14 protein-coding genes are annotated in these 17,741 nt (G+C 55.2%); 8 read left to right on the forward strand and 6 right to left on the reverse strand.

The window, feature by feature from the left end; genetic code table 11:
* Positions 1-345: 345 nt before the first annotated feature.
* Both cysK and G6R38_RS03250 read left to right on the forward strand, forming a co-directional pair.
* On the forward strand, positions 346-1,278 hold the full coding sequence (gene cysK, locus G6R38_RS03245) for a cysteine synthase A (RefSeq protein WP_166820228.1): 933 nt from the start codon (positions 346-348) through the stop codon (positions 1,276-1,278).
* A 65-nt stretch (positions 1,279-1,343) separates the two neighbouring features.
* A complete protein-coding gene (locus tag G6R38_RS03250; RefSeq protein ID WP_166820229.1) occupies positions 1,344-2,675 on the forward strand; it encodes a bifunctional folylpolyglutamate synthase/dihydrofolate synthase in 1,332 nt (443 codons plus the stop codon).
* Between the two features lie 47 nt (positions 2,676-2,722).
* Here the strand turns inward: G6R38_RS03250 and G6R38_RS03255 are convergent, their stop codons facing one another.
* Positions 2,723-3,190 carry a hypothetical protein gene (locus tag G6R38_RS03255; protein WP_206028443.1) on the reverse strand — a complete coding sequence of 156 codons (468 nt, stop codon included), beginning with the start codon at positions 3,188-3,190 and terminating at the stop codon, positions 2,723-2,725.
* 170 nt (positions 3,191-3,360) lie between these two features.
* Between G6R38_RS03255 and mazG the strand changes: the two genes are divergently transcribed.
* From mazG to G6R38_RS03270, 3 genes are all read left to right on the forward strand, one after another.
* A complete protein-coding gene (mazG, locus tag G6R38_RS03260) occupies positions 3,361-4,272 on the forward strand; it encodes a nucleoside triphosphate pyrophosphohydrolase (RefSeq protein WP_240928049.1) in 912 nt (303 codons plus the stop codon).
* 97 nt (positions 4,273-4,369) lie between these two features.
* Positions 4,370-5,059: a sigma-70 family RNA polymerase sigma factor gene (locus G6R38_RS03265; protein ID WP_166820230.1), complete on the forward strand. Its 690-nt coding sequence runs from the start codon at positions 4,370-4,372 to the stop codon at positions 5,057-5,059.
* Positions 5,056-6,351 carry a serine/threonine protein kinase gene (locus G6R38_RS03270; protein WP_166820231.1) on the forward strand — a complete coding sequence of 432 codons (1,296 nt, stop codon included), beginning with the start codon at positions 5,056-5,058 and terminating at the stop codon, positions 6,349-6,351. Before G6R38_RS03265 ends, G6R38_RS03270 begins: the two co-directional genes overlap by 4 nt.
* A gap of 14 nt (positions 6,352-6,365) precedes the next feature.
* Here G6R38_RS03270 and G6R38_RS03275 read toward each other — a convergent pair whose 3' ends face one another.
* The gene (locus tag G6R38_RS03275; protein ID WP_166820232.1) at positions 6,366-6,674 is read right to left on the reverse strand and encodes a hypothetical protein; all 309 of its coding nucleotides are present in this window, start codon (positions 6,672-6,674) and stop codon (positions 6,366-6,368) included.
* Positions 6,675-7,140: 466 nt separating this feature from the next.
* Here G6R38_RS03275 and G6R38_RS03280 point away from each other — a divergent pair, with 466 nt between their 5' ends.
* Together G6R38_RS03280 and G6R38_RS03285 are read left to right on the forward strand one after the other, a co-directional pair.
* Positions 7,141-8,199 (forward strand): Ldh family oxidoreductase, encoded by a 1,059-nt coding sequence (locus G6R38_RS03280; RefSeq protein ID WP_166820233.1) that lies wholly within the window; start codon positions 7,141-7,143, stop codon positions 8,197-8,199.
* Between the two features lie 42 nt (positions 8,200-8,241).
* Complete coding sequence (locus G6R38_RS03285; RefSeq protein ID WP_166820234.1) at positions 8,242-8,529, forward strand: hypothetical protein; 288 nt, start codon at positions 8,242-8,244, stop codon at positions 8,527-8,529.
* Between the two features lie 25 nt (positions 8,530-8,554).
* On the opposite strand, the gene G6R38_RS03290 is transcribed toward G6R38_RS03285, so the two are convergent.
* From G6R38_RS03290 to G6R38_RS03300, 3 genes are all read right to left on the reverse strand, one after another.
* Entirely contained in the window at positions 8,555-10,114 is a 1,560-nt protein-coding gene (locus G6R38_RS03290) for a serine/threonine protein kinase (protein ID WP_166820235.1), read from the reverse strand.
* 339 nt (positions 10,115-10,453) lie between these two features.
* Complete coding sequence (locus G6R38_RS03295; protein ID WP_166820236.1) at positions 10,454-11,911, reverse strand: DUF1501 domain-containing protein; 1,458 nt, start codon at positions 11,909-11,911, stop codon at positions 10,454-10,456.
* Positions 11,912-11,964: 53 nt separating this feature from the next.
* The gene (locus G6R38_RS03300; RefSeq protein WP_206028444.1) at positions 11,965-14,898 is read right to left on the reverse strand and encodes a DUF1553 domain-containing protein; all 2,934 of its coding nucleotides are present in this window, start codon (positions 14,896-14,898) and stop codon (positions 11,965-11,967) included.
* A gap of 198 nt (positions 14,899-15,096) precedes the next feature.
* Here G6R38_RS03300 and G6R38_RS03305 point away from each other — a divergent pair, with 198 nt between their 5' ends.
* On the forward strand, positions 15,097-16,293 hold the full coding sequence (locus G6R38_RS03305; RefSeq protein WP_166820238.1) for a pyridoxal phosphate-dependent aminotransferase: 1,197 nt from the start codon (positions 15,097-15,099) through the stop codon (positions 16,291-16,293).
* Positions 16,294-16,351: 58 nt separating this feature from the next.
* Here G6R38_RS03305 and G6R38_RS03310 read toward each other — a convergent pair whose 3' ends face one another.
* Entirely contained in the window at positions 16,352-17,686 is a 1,335-nt protein-coding gene (locus tag G6R38_RS03310; RefSeq protein ID WP_166820239.1) for a neutral/alkaline non-lysosomal ceramidase N-terminal domain-containing protein, read from the reverse strand.
* Positions 17,687-17,741: the final 55 nt, after the last annotated feature.

Below are 17,741 nucleotides of genomic sequence, written 5' to 3' on the forward strand. Positions count from 1 at the left end.
CCTCGAATCGTCCCGGTTGTACCGGTTTTAGAAGCTGGGGAACTTAGGTATCCAGCTCGAGTGCATTCGAAGGGTGAAAATAAGAACCCCACTGGCACAGGCACAATTCATGCCAACCCGTTTTGCACTCGAATGGCTTCCCGAAAATCCGAACGGCAAGAATACTGAATTGAATTTCCGTCAGGTAGCCTGAGCCGCGATCAAGGAAAATTCGCCCGGCATTGCGACTCTTCTGACCAAAACCACATGCCTTGTTCGTTTTCTACCGATACTCAATAATGCAAAGGGTGAGACGCCGAATGGACGAGCGTCCGCAAACCGGAATGAACTGGAGGGAATCGAGACATGCCCGTATTCGAAGATAATTCGCAATCCATCGGCCGAACACCTCTTGTCAAAATCAACCGTTTAGCCCAGGACTCTGGGGCGACAGTCCTCGCCAAAATCGAAGGCCGTAACCCTGCGTACAGCGTCAAATGCCGCATCGGGGCAGCGATGATCTGGGACGCGGAAAAAACCGGGCAGCTCAAGCCGGGCATGAAAGTCGTCGAGCCGACCAGTGGCAATACCGGAATTGCATTGGCGTTCGTGTGTGCAGCGCGTGGGTATCAGCTCACGCTCACCATGCCGGATTCGATGTCCATTGAGCGGCGGATGATGTTGAAATCTTTCGGGGCCGAATTGATTCTCACACCGGGTGCGGAGGGCATGAATGGCGCCATCAACAAGGCGACCGAACTGTCGGAGAACCCCGAATACTTCATGCCCCAACAGTTCAAAAACCCGGCGAACCCACAGATTCACGTCGACACCACTGGCCCGGAAATCTGGGATGATTCCGAAGGCCAAATTGACATTCTGGTCGCGGGCGTCGGTACCGGCGGGACGATTACTGGCATCAGTCGGTTCATCAAGGAGAAACTTGGGAAACCGCTGCATTCCATCGCCGTTGAGCCAGCGAACAGCCCGGTTCTCTCCGGTGGTTCGCCCGGCAAACACAAGATTCAAGGAATCGGTGCCGGTTTCATTCCGGACATTCTCGATATGTCTTTGATCGATGAAGTCGTCCAAGTGACCGACGACGAATCCTTTGAAACCGCCGGACGATTGGCCCGTGAAGAGGGCATCACCTGCGGAATCAGTTGTGGTGCTGCGATGGCGGCCGCGTTGAAAGTCGCCGCCCGTCCTGAGTCCAACGGCAAGACAATCGTGGTCATTCTACCGGACAGTGGCGAACGATATCTTTCCACTCCATTGTTCAACAGTGTCCGCGAGTAAGCTCGCCCGAAGATGCCAAACATGCTTCCCCCCGGTGAATGCACCGGGGTTTCTCTTTCGAGCCGATGATGACGATTCAAACGGATCAGGATGTCGCCGATTTCCTGGCTTCCCGCATCAACCTGGAACAGTCCCGTCGAACGTCACACATCGAACGCGGCTACAAACTCGAACGCATGCGAGCTTTGCTCGATCGTTTGGGGAACCCGCAAGAGCAACTCAAGACGGTTCACATTGCTGGCACCAAGGGCAAGGGGTCGACAGCGGCGATGACCGCATCGATTCTTCGTGCAGCTGGTCTCACGGTTGGCTTGTTCACGTCGCCGCACATCTCCCGATTCGAAGAACGCATTGCCGTCAACGGAAATCCGATTCCGTCGGAGTCCGTCATCCCATTGATGCGACAAATTGCAGAGGCGGAAGACGCATCCGATTTCCGAGAGCAATTCGGACAGATCACCTACTTCGAAGTACTCACCGCATTGGGCTGGCTGTACTTCGATCAATGTGGCGTTGATGTCGTGGTTTTAGAGGTTGGTCTCGGTGGCCGATTGGATTCGACCAACATTTGCCGACCAACCGTCACTGCGATCACCTCCATCAGTCGCGACCATACGGAACTTCTGGGAAACTCCCTGGAAGAAATCGCCGCCGAGAAGGGTGGCATCATCAAACCAGGTGTTCCTTGTGTCGTCGGTCCGTTGCCGCCCAACGCGCGATCCGTGATTGAAGAAATCTGCCGACGAAATTCTGCCACGAGCATTAACATCAGTTCCCTGATTCCATCCGCAGAAGAAACCAAGTTCGATCTCGAAACCCCGCATCGACGGTACGAGAATTTGACGGTCGGGCTACACGGTTCGCATCAGACATCAAACGCCATTGTCGCGGTGATGATCACCGAAATGCTGGATCAATCTGGAATTCCCGTACCCGTCGATGCAGTCAGGGAGGGACTTCGGTCCGTGCAATGGCCGCTGCGGTGCGAAGTGTTCCGTGAAAATCCTGTTGTGCTGCTCGATGCGGCTCACAATTGGGCATCGGCTGGAGTTTTGGCCGGAACGCTCAGCCGATTTCCTGCGGACCGGCGGTTTTTGATTTTTGGTTCCAGTGGCGACAAAGATTTCGAAGGCATTCTCCGCCAGCTCGTTCCGCACTTCGATTGTATCGTTCTCGCCCCGTATGCCGCCAACCGACGGAGTTGCGACCCTCAATTGTTGGCCGCCCATCTCCGCCGATTCTCGAACCAACCGGTTCACTGTGCGAGGAACGTCCAGGACGCCTGGTCGCGAGTCCGCACCTGGAGCACCGACCGCGACTTGATCTGCTGCACCGGCTCTTTCTTCGTCGCGTCGGAACTCCGAGCGATTCTCGCAGCCGATTCACACGCTACGTAGATAATCCCCCCAAAAACGATCGCATTGATCGAGGACTGGAATACGGTCTATTCGGCAGATGTGTCGGCGTCGGCCTTTTGGATTTTCCCAAACAAATGGCCGCCGACTTTGCCATGCTGCCAAGTTCCGGCATAGCGTTCCTCGTAGAACAACACACGCGACGTAAACGTTCCGAGTCCGGGGATGGTAAGATCCGTCAGCGACACCATCGGTGTATCGCCTGCCCACAACACTTTGACAGTGATCGGCACTTTCAAATCGTTCTTGCCGTATTTGATTCGCGCGGTGAAGATCCAGTAGTCATCGCGGAGCTTTTTGACGCTGTCGATCTCATAGCGTTCCGCTTTCGGGGCCTGGTCCTCTTTGCCATCAATCGTGAACGAACCAATCAACACAGTCCCCGCCATCCGATCGGAAAACTGCTTCTCCAAGTCGGCTTGCGAAGGCTCCGCCGCGAAAACACCACTGGCAACAAGACACAACATGGTCAGCAACAGACTCGTTCGTTTCATCATGTGTCCTTTCGGATTGATAGGCCATACCTGAGTCCCAATTATTGTAACGTCGTAGCCCCCGGACACAATCGGCGGGCAACCGGTTGTTTGACCCATTGCACATGGTCAATCTATAGTGTTGGCCGTTCGAAGCGTCCTTCAGAATGACATCCGCTGGGAATTGATTTGTGGTGAACAACCGCCCGACACCAAGCGAAATGGGACATCCGCCCGCCGCCGATCGTGTCCAACCGGCCTTTCAAAAGTTTTGTGAGGTTGTCGCGCGTTTGCGTGCTCCCGACGGCTGCCCGTGGGACCGGGAACAAACTTTGGAGACCATCAAGCCGTACACGCTCGAAGAAACCTACGAACTCCTGGAAGCAATCGACAGTGGAGACGATGCTTCCATCGTCGAAGAGTTGGGGGACGTCTTGCTGCAGGTCGTGCTCGATGCTCAAGTCGCGGCGGACGAACGGCGGTTCGATATCGTCGAGGTTATTGAAGTTATCACGGCGAAAATGATTCGTCGCCATCCGCATGTGTTCGGTGAAGTCGACACCGACGACAAAATGGAAATCGCGCGGAATTGGGAACGGATCAAGCAATCCGAAAAGCCGCGGAATTCCATTCTCGACGGCATTCCGCTTGATCTGCCCCAATTGGCCCGAGCGGCTCGAATCTCCAAAAAGGCCGCTCGCGTCGGTTATGATTTTCCGCAACGCGAGATGCTGTTCGACAAACTCACTGAGGAAATCAACGAGCTCGCAAACGAATTGTTCGAGAACGGTGAGATTCCGCAAGTCACTGCCAGCGTCGACACCCCCGTAGTCTCCGACGCCCCCGTGACCGATCCCGAGCAGAAAGCGCGGATCGAGAGTGAATTGGGTGACGTATTGTTTGTATTGGCGAACATTGCCCGCCGTTGGGGGATTAATCCCGAAGAAGCCTTGCGGTCGAGCAATCGAAAGTTCACGCAACGGTTCCAACACATCGAACAGGCGGCGAAAGAGTCCGGCCTTTCACTGCACGATATGACGCTCACGGAAATGGAATCAGCTTATCAACAAGCGAAGCAAGCCGCGGCTCAAAACGAGTCTGGTTGACCTCGGGAAATTGTATTGGGGAATGTCTGTAGAAGTCGCTTTTCAGTTCCTGGAAGAAACCGCTACAATAGGACATTCCCTCAGATAGGCTGAATTCATGTCCGAAACGTCTGCCAACCCACCACAAAAGAACTCGAAGACGGCTAAACCTTCGCCGACCGAGGTCGAGACGGGGTTGATCAATCGGGTGATTCGGGGGGACACCGCAGCGCTGGCGGAATTGTTTTCGATCTATCGTCCCCGATTATGGCGAATGGTGCACTTTCGTCTCCATCCGCGATTGCAAGGCCGGGTCGACGCCGATGATGTCCTCCAAGACGCATGGATGAAAGCCGTCGATCGCATTGACCACTTCCTGCGAGATGCATCGCGATCGTGTTTCATTTGGTTTCGGATGATCGTCAGTCAAACGATGATCGAATTGCACCGTCGGCATTTGGGTGCGGACAAACGTACCGCGACCCGTGAAGTCTCAATTCATGGCGGTTGGGGAGCGGATTCCACGTCGTCGGCTCTGGCGTTCCATTTGTTGGGATCATTTTCCTCACCCAGCAACGCTGCCTTGCGTGCCGAGCGTGCCAAACAGCTCGATGCCGCCTTGCAAACCCTCAGCGATATCGACCGTGAAGTTCTGGCGTTGCGGCATTTCGAGGAATTGAGCAATCGCGAAACCGCACTCGTCTTGGGCATGTCGGAGCAAGCCGCCAGTGCGAGGTACATTCGCGCGTTGGGGCGTCTCAAGGTGATGTTGGAGGCGTTGCCGGAAATGGGCAACGATCCGAAATGAGCGAGTCCTCCGAATTCGACGAAGCCGAATTGGATGGATTCCCGATCACCACACCGTCCGATGCCAATGGCGGACGCGACTCTCTCGAAATGATCGCTAGCGAATTTTCGGAGCGAGCGCGAGCCAGCGACGTACCGTCCATCGAGGAGTACGTGCGAGCCCATCCACATCTCGCTGAGCAAATCCGGGAAATTCTCCCAATGGTGGCCACGTTGGAAGGCTGGAAGATTCGCAAAGAATCGGAGTGCCTCAAGCGTTTGTTGCCGGAGGAGTTTTCACCGGGACGGTTGGGACGGTACGAGATTCTTCGCGAGTTGGGACGAGGCGGCATGGGCGTGGTCTACGAAGCCCGCGAAGACGGCTCAAATCGGCACGTTGCGTTGAAGTTGCTGCCGTGGCGGTTCGCCAATGCAATGCCTCGATGGAGCGAACGGTTCCGTCGCGAAGCCGAAACCATCGCCCGGTTGCGACATCGAAACATCGTGCCGATTTTTGACTACGCCGAGTCCGATGGCTACATGTACTACGTCATGCAACTTGTGGAAGGTGTGGATCTTCGCTGGATCATCGACCGTCTAAAGCACGAATCGGCCGTGGTCTATGCGAATGAAATCCACCGTCTCGGCCGACAAATGGAGACCCCGTCGAAAAGCCCGACAGCCGAACCATCGCCATTCCGGTCGGGACGTCGTTTGACGCTCACTTCATGGATGGGATTCGCAAAACTCATCGTCCAGGCGGCTCAGGCGTTGGACTACGCACACCGCCAAGGTGTACTGCACAACGACATCAAACCCGGCAACCTGATGCTCGATGCGACGGGTCAATTGTTTGTGGCTGATTTTGGAATCGGCGGCGATTGGACGGAAGAATTCGAAACCAACGAACCGGCAGCGGGCACGCTTCGGTACACGGCTCCGGAACGACTTCGAGATGAACCCTTCGACGGTCGCAGCGATGTTTACTCGCTCGGTGCCACACTATACGAGCTGGCCACGAGACGTCCGATGTTCACCGTCCAAGACCGCGTCGCGTTGGCGACTGCGATTCTGGAAGATTCACCGCCGTCGGTCCGCGAACTTCAGCCGAAAATGCCGAATCAATTTGCCGCTGTGATTCACAAGGCGATCGCCAAGAATCCTGCCGAACGATACCAATCCGCCATCGAATTCGCGAACGATCTGCTGCGATTCGTTCACGGCCAAGTAACGGAAGCCAGCATTGAAAACCGTTGGTGGAACCGGCTCAAACGGTTTCTCGCTCGCCGGTCGTCTCAATCCGAACAGACTTGAAGCGGACGTCGAAGTTACGCCGCATTGGCGACTTCCGCGTCGTCCAGGAACAACCGACTCCGCACGCGTTCTTTGCGATAGCGTTCGCCTTTGGCGTCATAGAAGTAGATCACGTTGTGGTCGGAGGCCCAAATCGCCCCGAGACGCACGCTCCGCGGACCTTGCAACGAGAATTGCAGTCCACACACTCGCCCCCGCCGCATCAATTGCATTTCGCTCATGCGGAATTGGTCGGCGAGTAAATTTTCCTTCTGACAAAGAATGTGATGAATGTATGCCCGGAGATCGTCGAGTGTTCGCACTTCGTCGAGCGTTTCACACATAAAGCCATCCCATGCAGGAAATTGAATCCCATGTCAACCGCCTTGAGCACCGGCGTCGCGTTCCGGTCCGGCGGCAATTCCAATGCGACGCCGTGGGATATCGTCGCGAACACTGGACGGCTTTTGATTTCCAAACAGTCGGTGGTGCATTCAGCAGGTGTCGTTTCACTCCGATAACCGGCAAAGGTGGCCCCGTAGAACCCGCTTTTTCCGCGCTCTTGTCCCGTCCTGAGCGCAATAATCCGCACCGTCGTTGAAATCATCCCGGTGAATACGCGGCGGGGAAAAATGAAACCCGATCAAATTCAAGCTGCGTCCGGCCGCCAACATTCCTACAACCCGCACCAGCAGACAATCTCCAACCGCTGCGTTTTGCGGGTTGTCGCGGTCACTCAACTTCCGAGGAAAATTCCGGTATAGTTCAGCAATTGACACACGATCGACAGTTCCTGCTTCAGGTCAACACATGCCAATATTTTCCGCTGAGACGTTACGCAAATTTTCCGAGTCGCTCCTCGAAGCCGGTGGTGCCCAACACGATGAAGCAACCACCGTGGCCGATAGTTTGGTGCAAGCCAATTTACGGGGTCACGATTCCCACGGTGTGATGCGATTACCGTCGTACATTGAACGTGTTCAAAGTGGCGGCATCAAATCGGGTGCCAAGTTGGACGTCGTTCACGAAGCAGCCAGCGCTCTGGTGTGCGACGGCAACTGGGGGTTCGGACAGGTATTGTCGCAAGAGTTGACGAAGCGATTGATCGAGAAGGCAGGCGAAACCGGCATTGCATGCGGCACGCTTCGGCAATCGGCACACATTGGTCGACTTGGCGAATATGCGGAAATGGCTGCGGAACATGGGATGATCGCCATCGTTTGTGCCAACACTCACGGAGCCGCTCAACGAGTCGCGCCGGTTGGCGGAAAACGGCCACGTTTGGGAACGAATCCTTTGTGCATTGGTGTTCCCGGTGGTGAAGAGGGACCGTTTTTGCTGGACTTCGGCACCAGTGCGACGGCCGAAGGCAAAGTTCGCGTGAAGCGAATCGGTGGAGCCGAATGCCCTCCCGGATGGCTATTGGATCCCGATGGCCAACCGACCTGCGATCCCAATAAACTTTATGGCGACCCACCAGGGACCATCTTGCCGATGGGTGGGGATCAGGCCTACAAAGGATTCGGATTGGCATTCATGATCGAAATGCTCTGTGGAGGGCTTTCCGGTGGACAATGTGCCTACCCGAATCCACCGGCTCCCGTTGGGAACTGTGCGTTCTTCATCGTGATTGCTCCCCAGACATTCGGTGAGGATGGTCATTTGGCTCAGGAAGTTCGTCAACTAGAACAGTACGTTCGCAGCGTTCCCAAAATCGACGAATCGGCAACCATCACGTTGCCCGGTGATCCCGAACGGCGTGTCTACGAAGACCGCGTTCAATCCGGAATTAGTCTCGATGATGGCAACTGGCAAGCTCTTGTTGATTTGGCGACCTCGTTGGGTGTCGAGGCGCCATCAGCAACATAGTACCTCAGTTTGAGGCTCGCATCATTCGCAAGGAGTCCCCCCATGACACCGCAAGAACCAACCCCGGAACCAGCCCAGGACATCCGCTTGTATGTTCTGGAACCGGAGAATTGGCAAGCACGTGTCAAACTCGATTGGGAAAAGGAGTATTGCTACCAGAAAAATCCGGGAGAAGATTTCTTTCACCGGCTCGTCGCGGGAGAGGTTTACTTTCAACGCGAAGACGAACGCTACTGCCTGAACTGTGCGTTGCGGCGAGGGATCGTCACGTACGATCGCTTGAACTGGCAGCATGGGACCAAAAAATCCCGAACGAATTTTCCGATCTGAAATTCGTTCGGGATTCCTGCGAATCTTATTTCATCTCGATCGTCTCAGCGATCATTTGCTCTGGCGTCATTTCTTTCCCAGGAGAGTCCTGGGTGGACGCGGCCAAATCATCGCCGATGTTCTCTTCGTCGAGATCGACATTCCTTGTCCACCAATCGGCGGCCATCTCTTGCGTCCAGGTCTTACCGATACCGCACGTTGCCAATGCCGTGTTCAACTCTCGCACGGATTGGAAACGTTTATTCGGATCACGGTCGAGACACCGCTGAACGATTGATTCCAGATCCTCCGGGATATCGGGCTGCAGGTCACGAATTCGTGGACGTTCGTCGTGCATGTGCGAAAGAATAATTCGCATCGGACTCGTTCCATTGAAGACAGGCCGTCCGGTCAACAAGTGGAATAACGTCGCTCCCAATGAATAGATGTCGCTGCGTTGATCGGTTACCCCGTCACTAGTCATTTCCGGAGCACCAAACAATGGGGAGCCAACCACAACGCCCTCGAGCGTCAACCGCTCCGCGTTCGCCGGCATTTCCGTTTTCTTGACGAGACCAAAATCGAGAAGTTTCGCCAAATCGTACAGCCCGCCACGTTCCGCCGCGAAGATGTTCCCCGGCTTGATGTCCCGGTGAACAATCCCCTTGGCATGGGCTTCTTCCAACGCCGACGCCACTTGCCCGACAAGATGCACCGCACGATTTGGCGGCATCGGACCGTAATGATCGACAATTTCTTGAAGATCCATGCCGGGTAAATATTCCATGACGTAATAAAACGTACCGTCCTGCGTATGACCGTAATCATAGATTTCGACGGTGTTCGGATGCGAAAGTTTCGCCGTCGCTTTGACCTCACTCTCAAAACGTTTCAAAGCCTGGACATTTTCGGACTTCTCGGCCCGAATCAATTTCAGTGCACATCGTCGTTTGAGCAAATGGTGCTCCGCGAGAAACACCTCACCCATTCCGCCCGAACCGAGCTTTCGCAGAATCCGATAACTGCCCAACTGTTTTGCATCGAACGCATCCCGGCGGAGTCGGTCGGCACGATGGGAACCGTAAAAGGAAATCGCCGCACCGATCGAAAGACTCAACACAATGGCCGACATTCCGCCACTATGAAAGAGAATCTCGCCAACTTGATCGTTTGCGAGTCCAATCCCCAACGCAGAACCAATTCCCAGCAACGCCATGCCGCCAATGACGACGCCTGCATGGCGTGTCGTGTTGGGTATGTACACACCGTACAACTGCATCAATATCAACCAGGGAATCACAGTATCACCCGGGAACGCCGCCGCGGCCGTTTGCAATCCGATGACTGGATCACATTGGCAGATGTAGTTGTACGTCTTCCAAAGAAATAATGCGGCCGGCAGCAAAAAAACCATGATCTCGGAGATCAACAATTTTTGACGACACTCGGAATGTCGCGTCCCCAATACCCAACTAATGAAGAACAGCGTGGCCACAACTCCGGCATGCGGGGCCAACAACTTCCAGGGCGGACCGAAGGACCAATCGATCAGGAACAACGCCCGAACCAGGAACCCCATCATGCCAAACGCTAATATCAAGGACACCACGCGCAATCTCCGCGCAGTCAGGCCGTGACACTCTTTCCGATAGTTCGCGCTCGGATCGGACGCCATCCCACCATGCGGGCAGAACGCTCCAAATCTGGATCGCCGTTTTGGTTGTGAGGTGTCCGCCATGTTGTCAGCGGGAACAATTTTGGAGGGGGTACTTTCAGGCATGTTTCATCCGCTCGACGATAAAGTTGTCAGATTATACCCGACCATGTCGTCTACGTGTATGTGCAGTTTCGTACTCACTCCATTTTTCGCCGCAGATCAGATTTTGATTCCCAAGCAATTTAGAGGCCAACCGCACACTTGTCCCAACAAATGATCACGCGAATTCTAGCCAATCAACTCGTGATGAACGCGAGGGTCGTTGCTGGGACCGATCAAACGTTGATTGAGCCCTTGGAAGGGAACGCTGAAGCGGTGAGGGTCGAGACCTAAAAGATGCAAGATCGTCGCCTGCAAATCGGGGACGGACATTTCATTTTCCGTGATGAAATATCCCAGATCGTCCGTCGCACCATAACTCATTCCCGGTTTTACGCCACCACCGGCCATCCAGATTGTAAAGCAGTGCGGGTGATGATCTCGGCCCAGGAACTTGGAACCGCGACGTTCTTCGTTCATGGCCGTCCGTCCGAATTCGCCACTCCAGATCACGAGGGTTTCATCGAGCAACCCTCGCTGTTTCAAATCGCCAAGCAGAGCGGCAATCGGTTGATCGACTTGCTGACATTTCTTCGGTAATTGCGTGACGATGTCGTCACCTTTGCCCGTGCCGTGCGTGTCCCACCCCCAATTGAAGAGCTGCACATATCGCACGCCACGCTCGACCAATCGCCGAGCGAGCAAACACGTATTTGCGAAACTCTCGTCGCCACCGATGCCGTACGCTTCATGGATATGCTTGGGCTCCTTGGAAATATCCATCGCCTCCGGTACTGCCATTTGCATGCGATAGGCGAGTTCATATTGGCTGATCCGTGTTTGTGTTTCCGGATCGCCGGACCGCCGATGCTCCAACTCATTCAAACGTTGCAGGGCATCGAGACTCTTGCGACGGACTCCGCGACTCATCCCCACCGGATCCGAGACGTACAAAATCGGGTCGCCTTTTGTTCGGCATTGCACACCTTGATAGACCGAAGGAAGGAACCCGCTGCCCCACAGACTTTTCCCACCACTCGGATCGGTTCCCCCCGTGACCATCACCACAAACGCGGGCAGGTTTTCGCTTTCCGATCCCAAGCCGTACGTCGCCCACGAGCCAAGCGACGCTCCCCCGAATCGCGGCGATCCGGTATACAACAGAAGTTGGGCCGGGGCATGGTTAAACTGATCGGTCTTCATCGACCGCACCACGCACAGGTCATCCGCTTGTTTCGAGAGATGTGGCAGCAGTTCGCTCATCCATTGGCCACTCTCACCATGTTGAGCAAACTTATACGGCGTGCCGAGAAGTTTCGGGCGTCGGGCGTTCAAGTCGATGAACGGCAGACGTTCCTTCTTGAGAACTTCAAGCAACTCATCCGGGCACGGCTGCATTGTGTGTTCGACGAGTTTTGGTTTGAAGTCAAACAAGTCATGTTGCGGCGGTGATCCGGCCATGTGCAGATAGATGACGTGTTTCGCCTTCGGTGCGAACATCGGCTTCGGAGGATTGGTCGGCGAAGCCGCCTGCGATGACGAAGTTCCCATCAGACCCGCGAGCGCCAACGCTCCCAGACCCGCTTGCGAATCCCGCAAAAAATGCCGTCGCGTGATGCCTTGAAGATACTCAGATGCTGGGTTCATGTTCGACTCGGGAAGAGCTTTATGAAGACTGAAAAGACCGTTGAAATCCGCGTTTAATCTTTCATCATCACGGCATCGAGATTCAACAGCACATTGCCGACAACCGTCCAAGCGGCCGCTTCCGGTGCCGCTAACCCATTCGGAAGTGGACCGAGTGGATCGGTAGCCAATTTGGTCGCTTCTTGCGGTTGGGATTTGTAAGTTGCAAGCGTGTCGGAATAAAGTTCTTTGAGCGTCTGCAATTCCGCCTCCGTCGAGGGACGAACCAAACACAGTTCCAAACCGAATTTCAAGCGATCGCGGACGGTCGCACCGTTCTTCCAAATCCGTCGACCGAGAGCTTGCGACATCTCTACATATGCGGGGTCGTTCATGGTCACGAACGCTTGCAACGGTGTATTGGTGCGGATGCGACGGATGTTGCAGATTTCCCGACTCGGTGCGTCGAAGGTGGCCATTGCGGGGTAGGGCACTGTGCGTCGCCAGAACGTGTAAATGCCACGCCGATAACGATCCAGACCGGTGCTGGTGGCCCATTTTCGATCGCGTCCGTTAAATGCCGCCCGCCAAAGCCCCGGTGGTTGTGGAGGAAAAACGGACGGCCCACCAATTTTACGAGCCAACAGACCGCTCAACTGCAACGCCTGATCACGGACCATTTCCGCCTTCAAGCGAAATCGCGGGCCGCGGGAATACCATTGATTACTTGGGTCATGAGCTTGTTTCTCACTCGTGATTTGAGAGGATTGCCGATACGTCGCGGAGGTCACAATTGTCCGCATGAAGGCTTTCAAATCCCAACCGGTACGGACAAGTTCCGTCGCTAGCCAATCCAGCAGTTCGGGATGACTCGGTATTTCGCCTTGCGTGCCGAAGTCTTCCTCGGTGACGACCAAACCGCGTCCAAAGAACTGTGCCCAAAACCGATTAGCCGTCACACGGGCGGTGAGCGGATTGTCCGGATGAACCAACCAGCGAGCGAGAGCCAACCGATTCCACTCCCCGTCAAGCTCCATCCCCAACGCAAATTCGGCTGGCACATTCGGCCCGACCTCCGGACCGGGCGAAAGAAAATTCCCCTTGAGCATCAGGAAGGTTTTGCGGCGTTTGTCTCCTGGCAATTCCCGTAGCACCGGCACCGTGGGCAGGGCGGGCATTTGCTTTTTCAGTGATGCAATTTCGTTTCGTACGGGGTCCAGTAGCGGCGTGATCTCGCGATAGTATTTCGCTAATCGTTCGACTTGCTGTGGTGTTCGCTTTGCCGTGGGAAGTTCGACAATCGATTGAATCTCGTTCGGCAATTGGACTCCGCCGGTCGGTTGTACTGTGAGACTCGGTTGCGGTGGTTTCAACGCTTTCGACTTGAAGACTGGTTTTCGGTTCTCGTCGAGCAACACCACATGAAAATCATTCAACCGCGACCCGACATTCCCATCCGTGCGATTCCACACAATCACCCGTTCAATTGACGCGACTTTTCCCAAATCGACTTCCCACCAAGGGTTGTTCTCGGTCTTGGTGTGGGTCGTGGACTTCGCATTGAAGTAGTGGCCATCGGTGTTGCCGTCGATGGCCAGTTTCGGCGGTCCGTTGTAATCGACCGACGATTGCGTGGCCGATCCACTCGGGGCGATATTTTTTCCCTCGGCGAAGACTTGGACTTCCGCCAACGAAAGCATCCGTGATTTCCCCGGTAACTCGATTCGCACAAATCGAGCGATCGGCCGATCCGAAGACTGATCGAGAGTCACCAACGTGGCAGCTTCCCACTTCGTTTGGGCTTGTTCAATTTCCGGTGTCGACTGCCCGAGTTTGGCGGTCAGCTGGTCAATTCGGTCTTGGTAACTTGCCCGAACACGGGTGATCGCCGTTGTCGGATAGGGCATTGTGGGGGATTCGTTATTGCGATCCGCGTCTTCGGTTTGGTTGAAGATCGCGTAGGTTTCGTAGTATTCCTCTTGGGCAATGGGGTCGTACTTGTGATTGTGACATTTCGCACAGCCCATCGTCAGGCCCATCCAAACCTGTAGCGTGGTATCGACGCGATCTTTCACCGCTGCCACGCGGAATTCTTCGTCATCGGTACCGCCCTCGGTGTTGGTCATCGTGTTGCGATGAAATGCGGTCGCCACAAGTTGCTCCGGAGACGGATTGGGTCGCAAATCACCGGCCAACTGGTCGATCGTAAATTCATCGAACGGCTGATTGGCGTTGAGGGCGTTGATTGTCCAATCGCGGAACGGCCAAATCGTGCGGAGCGGATCCGAACCGTAGCCCGCACTGTCTGCGTAACGTGCCAAGTCCAACCACAACGCCGCCCAACGTTGACCAAACGCGGGGTCAGCCAGGAACCGATCCACAAGCCGATCGTAGGCACCGGGCGTGTTGTCGCGGACGAAGCTTTCCACTTCCTCCCGACTCGGCGGCAGCCCCCGGAGATCCAAACTCAAGCGACGAATGATCGCATACCGGCTCGCATCCGATTCCGGCGACAATCCGCGTTGTTCCATCGCCGCCAGCGTGAAGTAATCAATCGCATTCCGGGGCCAATCCGGTTGTTTCACACTCGGAAGTGCCGGTCGAACCGGTTTGACGAATGACCAATGCTTTGCGTATTTCGCTCCGGCGTTGATCCATTCTTGCAACAGTTTCGCTTCGGCGGCGGACAAGTTATGCCCGGAATCGGGTGGGGGCATCCGAAGTGATTCGTCATCCGTCGTGACCCGGGCAACTAATTCGCTTGTTTTGGCGTCTCCCGGAACCACCGCGACGGCTCCTGTCAGCAATTCCGCCGTGGCTCCCTCACGGGTATCCAGACGCAAATCGGCCTCGCGGGATTCATCATCGGGACCGTGACAAGAAAAGCAATTGCGGGCCAGAATTGGTCGAATGACCGTCGCGAAGTCCGGTCCGTCGTCCGCTAGTCCGGTCTGCACACCGAGCGCACACACAAGCAGAACGGCAAGAGCTAGAAAACGCGGAGACATGAATCCTCCCAACATATCTTCAATAATCCCAATATTTCGCGAACCGCATTATATCAGAAGCCTCTGACACTTGCCGAGCGTGAACGAATTTCCGTTGGAATCGAATTGCGGGCTCTGTTCGCTTGACGTGATTCGAGACGAGCGAAACAATCACGGGCGCACTCCAACTTTTACGACGTGACTTGAGGAACGCGCGAAATGCAACTCTCCGCCTTGGTTCAGAAACTGCAACCGTCCGCCACCATTGCTGCCGCGGCTTTGGCGAAGGAGTTGAAAAGCACAGGTGTCAAAGTCTACGAGTTCACGCTTGGCGAGCCGGATTTCACGACTCCCGAACACATCTGCAACGCCGCTAAGGAGGCAATGGACGCCGGTCACACACATTATACTGCCGCGACCGGCATCGTGGAGTTGAAGCAAGCCATCGCTGATTCCTACCGGACCGAATACGGTGTGAATTACACGCCGCAGCAGGTGACGGTCAGTAATGGGGCGAAACATTCGATTCACAACGTCCTCACCGCGTTATGCGGGCCTGGTGATGAGGTCATCATCCCCACTCCGTATTGGGTGAGTTACAGTGCGTTGGTCGAATTGACGGGAGCAACACCGGTGCTTGTGCCCACCACCGAGGAAAGTGGTTTCTGTCTTTCCGGGGAACAATTCGCAGCCGCAATCACACCGAAAACTAAGTTGCTGATGCTCAATAATCCGTGTAATCCCACGGGAGCAGCATACCCAGTCGAAACATTGCAAGAAATCGCCCGGATCGCGGTCGAGAAAGACGTACCAGTCCTTTCCGACGAAATCTATGAGAAGCTAATTTACCCCGGTTCCGAGTTCCGCTGCTTCGCAAGTTTCGGCGAAGACGTGAAACAACGCACGATTATCGTCAGCGGGGTCAGCAAAGCGTACGCGATGACCGGTTGGCGGATCGGTTGGACATTGGCTCCGCAGGATGTCACCGCCGCGATGGCGAAACTCCAAAGCCAAGAGACGTCTAACCCCTGCAGCATCAGCCAATATGCTGCGATCGCCGCACTGACTGGACCTCAAGAGTCCGTCGAAACGATGCGTCAGGAATTCGAGAAACGACGGGAATACGTTCTCGGCCGGTTGCGTGCGATTCCCGGCGTGACCTTCGCGGAACCTGGCGGAGCGTTCTACGCCTTCTTCAATGTGTCTTCCTACTTCGGCCAAACGACACCGGGTGGCGTGACCTTCCACAACTCGTCGGAGTTCTGCACCGCACTGCTGAACGAGGCCCATGTCGCGCTCGTTACCGGAGACGCCTTCGGAGCCCCCGGTTACGTGCGATTGTCCTTCGCTACTAGCATGGACATCTTGGAAGCCGGCTTGGATCGGTTGGAAAACTTCCTGAAGTCCGCAACATAGTTTGCACTGAAACTGAAGCCACGGCTCAACCGAGTCGTGGCCTCTCATTCGGTAGACTTCACTTGCCTGCGAGTTCCGCCGTTGTTTCGACGATGCGGTCTTCGAGGCCGGCTCTCCATTTCGATGGCTGCTGGTAATACACCATTGACCGGTCGCCTTCATATCCGCCTTCCGTCAACACTCGCTCGGACGGAATGTACGCCATCACGTCGTTGGCGTACCCGGTGACCCAAACGGCTTTGCCGGGCAGTGTCGCTTTCAGACGAATCACATAGTCAACGACGACCTCCCCACCCAACGCGACCCACGTGAGTTCATCACCGAACCGCCAAACTTGGATTGGGTACGAATAATCTTCGCGGACTTTGCCGAGTTCTTTCGCTTCATTCAGCAGATATTTCGCCCGTTGCTGTAAGTAGAAACTTCCGGTTTCGGCGGTGGCTTTCAACTCCTCCTCAGTTGGCACGGATTCGAAGGGAAGATCGATTGTCGTCCAGTTGGTTTGGACCGGAGATTTCAGTTCCGTTAGAGATGGCAAGACGGCCTCGACCCCTAGGGACAACATCCGTCCGTACATTTGAGCCAACTCGATCTTTCGACGCGGCAGCGGGTTGGAATCGGCCCCGCAACCGGTGAAAAACAAGGCCACGGAACCCGGATGGTGTTCCTCCAAATCGATCGCAGCGAACCCGGCGTAATCGCCACACCATTGTTGGATTCCAAGCGTCGTGTTGTGACAGGCATATCCGAAAATGATCCCCATTGGAGTCTTCGAATCGGATTTGACCGAATACGCCGCCAACACGGGTACCGTGTGATCGACTGGTCCCTCACCGAGCGGTGCTCGTCGATTCGACGCGAAACCGCACTGTCCGGTACCATGTTTGAGGATCGCCGGTTCAAGATTGTCGATGGCCAATTGAATCGCCTTGGTCACTTTGGCATCGAAGATTTTCTGGTACTTTCGGACTTGGGCCCAGGCGGCTTCGTCCATTTTCAACATGTGGCTGAGACGATCATCCAACGCCGGCCCGCAGTGCGTGTGCGAGCAGGCAAACATGATGTTGGCGCGGGGAACGTTGTGCGACTTTTCCACCGCCGCACTGATTCGGTCGGTGATCGCGGTGGAAATGCTGACCACATCCAACGCCACCATCACAATGGTCGTGTCATTGGCATCCCGAAAAGCGGCGGCACGGGCAAAGAGATCGTGAATCTTCCCATCAGACGGTTCCGTTCGACCGCCGTAGCCGTTCAACCATTGTGGTTCATCGGGTGTGATCACCACTTTCCCAAAACCGGCTTTCCATTGGTTCTTTGCTTCGTCCGCGAACGTTGGAATGGTCATCAGCATGACCAGCAGCAAAGCATTCAAACAAGATCGTCGAGACATCGTTGTTCCCTCAATGAGTTCAGTCGTTTGATCAAGCGCATGCAACTTGAGTCGT

The organism is Thalassoroseus pseudoceratinae (assembly GCF_011634775.1).
GTDB lineage: Bacteria > Planctomycetota > Planctomycetia > Planctomycetales > Planctomycetaceae > Thalassoroseus > Thalassoroseus pseudoceratinae.

Bases quoted from the DNA above. Each gene is read 5' to 3' on its own strand.
- G6R38_RS03310 (WP_166820239.1), bottom strand. From the start codon at position 17,686: ATGTCTCGACGATCTTGTTTGAATGCTTTGCTGCTGGTCATGCTGATG.
- G6R38_RS03280 (WP_166820233.1), top strand. From the start codon at position 7,141: ATGCCAATATTTTCCGCTGAGACGTTACGCAAATTTTCCGAGTCGCTC.
- G6R38_RS03305 (WP_166820238.1), top strand. From the start codon at position 15,097: ATGCAACTCTCCGCCTTGGTTCAGAAACTGCAACCGTCCGCCACCATT.
- G6R38_RS03255 (WP_206028443.1), bottom strand. From the start codon at position 3,190: ATGATGAAACGAACGAGTCTGTTGCTGACCATGTTGTGTCTTGTTGCC.
- G6R38_RS03285 (WP_166820234.1), top strand. From the start codon at position 8,242: ATGACACCGCAAGAACCAACCCCGGAACCAGCCCAGGACATCCGCTTG.
- G6R38_RS03300 (WP_206028444.1), bottom strand. From the start codon at position 14,898: ATGTCTCCGCGTTTTCTAGCTCTTGCCGTTCTGCTTGTGTGTGCGCTC.
- G6R38_RS03250 (WP_166820229.1), top strand. From the start codon at position 1,344: ATGATGACGATTCAAACGGATCAGGATGTCGCCGATTTCCTGGCTTCC.
- G6R38_RS03270 (WP_166820231.1), top strand. From the start codon at position 5,056: ATGAGCGAGTCCTCCGAATTCGACGAAGCCGAATTGGATGGATTCCCG.
- G6R38_RS03265 (WP_166820230.1), top strand. From the start codon at position 4,370: ATGTCCGAAACGTCTGCCAACCCACCACAAAAGAACTCGAAGACGGCT.
- G6R38_RS03275 (WP_166820232.1), bottom strand. From the start codon at position 6,674: ATGTGTGAAACGCTCGACGAAGTGCGAACACTCGACGATCTCCGGGCA.
- cysK (WP_166820228.1), top strand. From the start codon at position 346: ATGCCCGTATTCGAAGATAATTCGCAATCCATCGGCCGAACACCTCTT.
- G6R38_RS03295 (WP_166820236.1), bottom strand. From the start codon at position 11,911: ATGAACCCAGCATCTGAGTATCTTCAAGGCATCACGCGACGGCATTTT.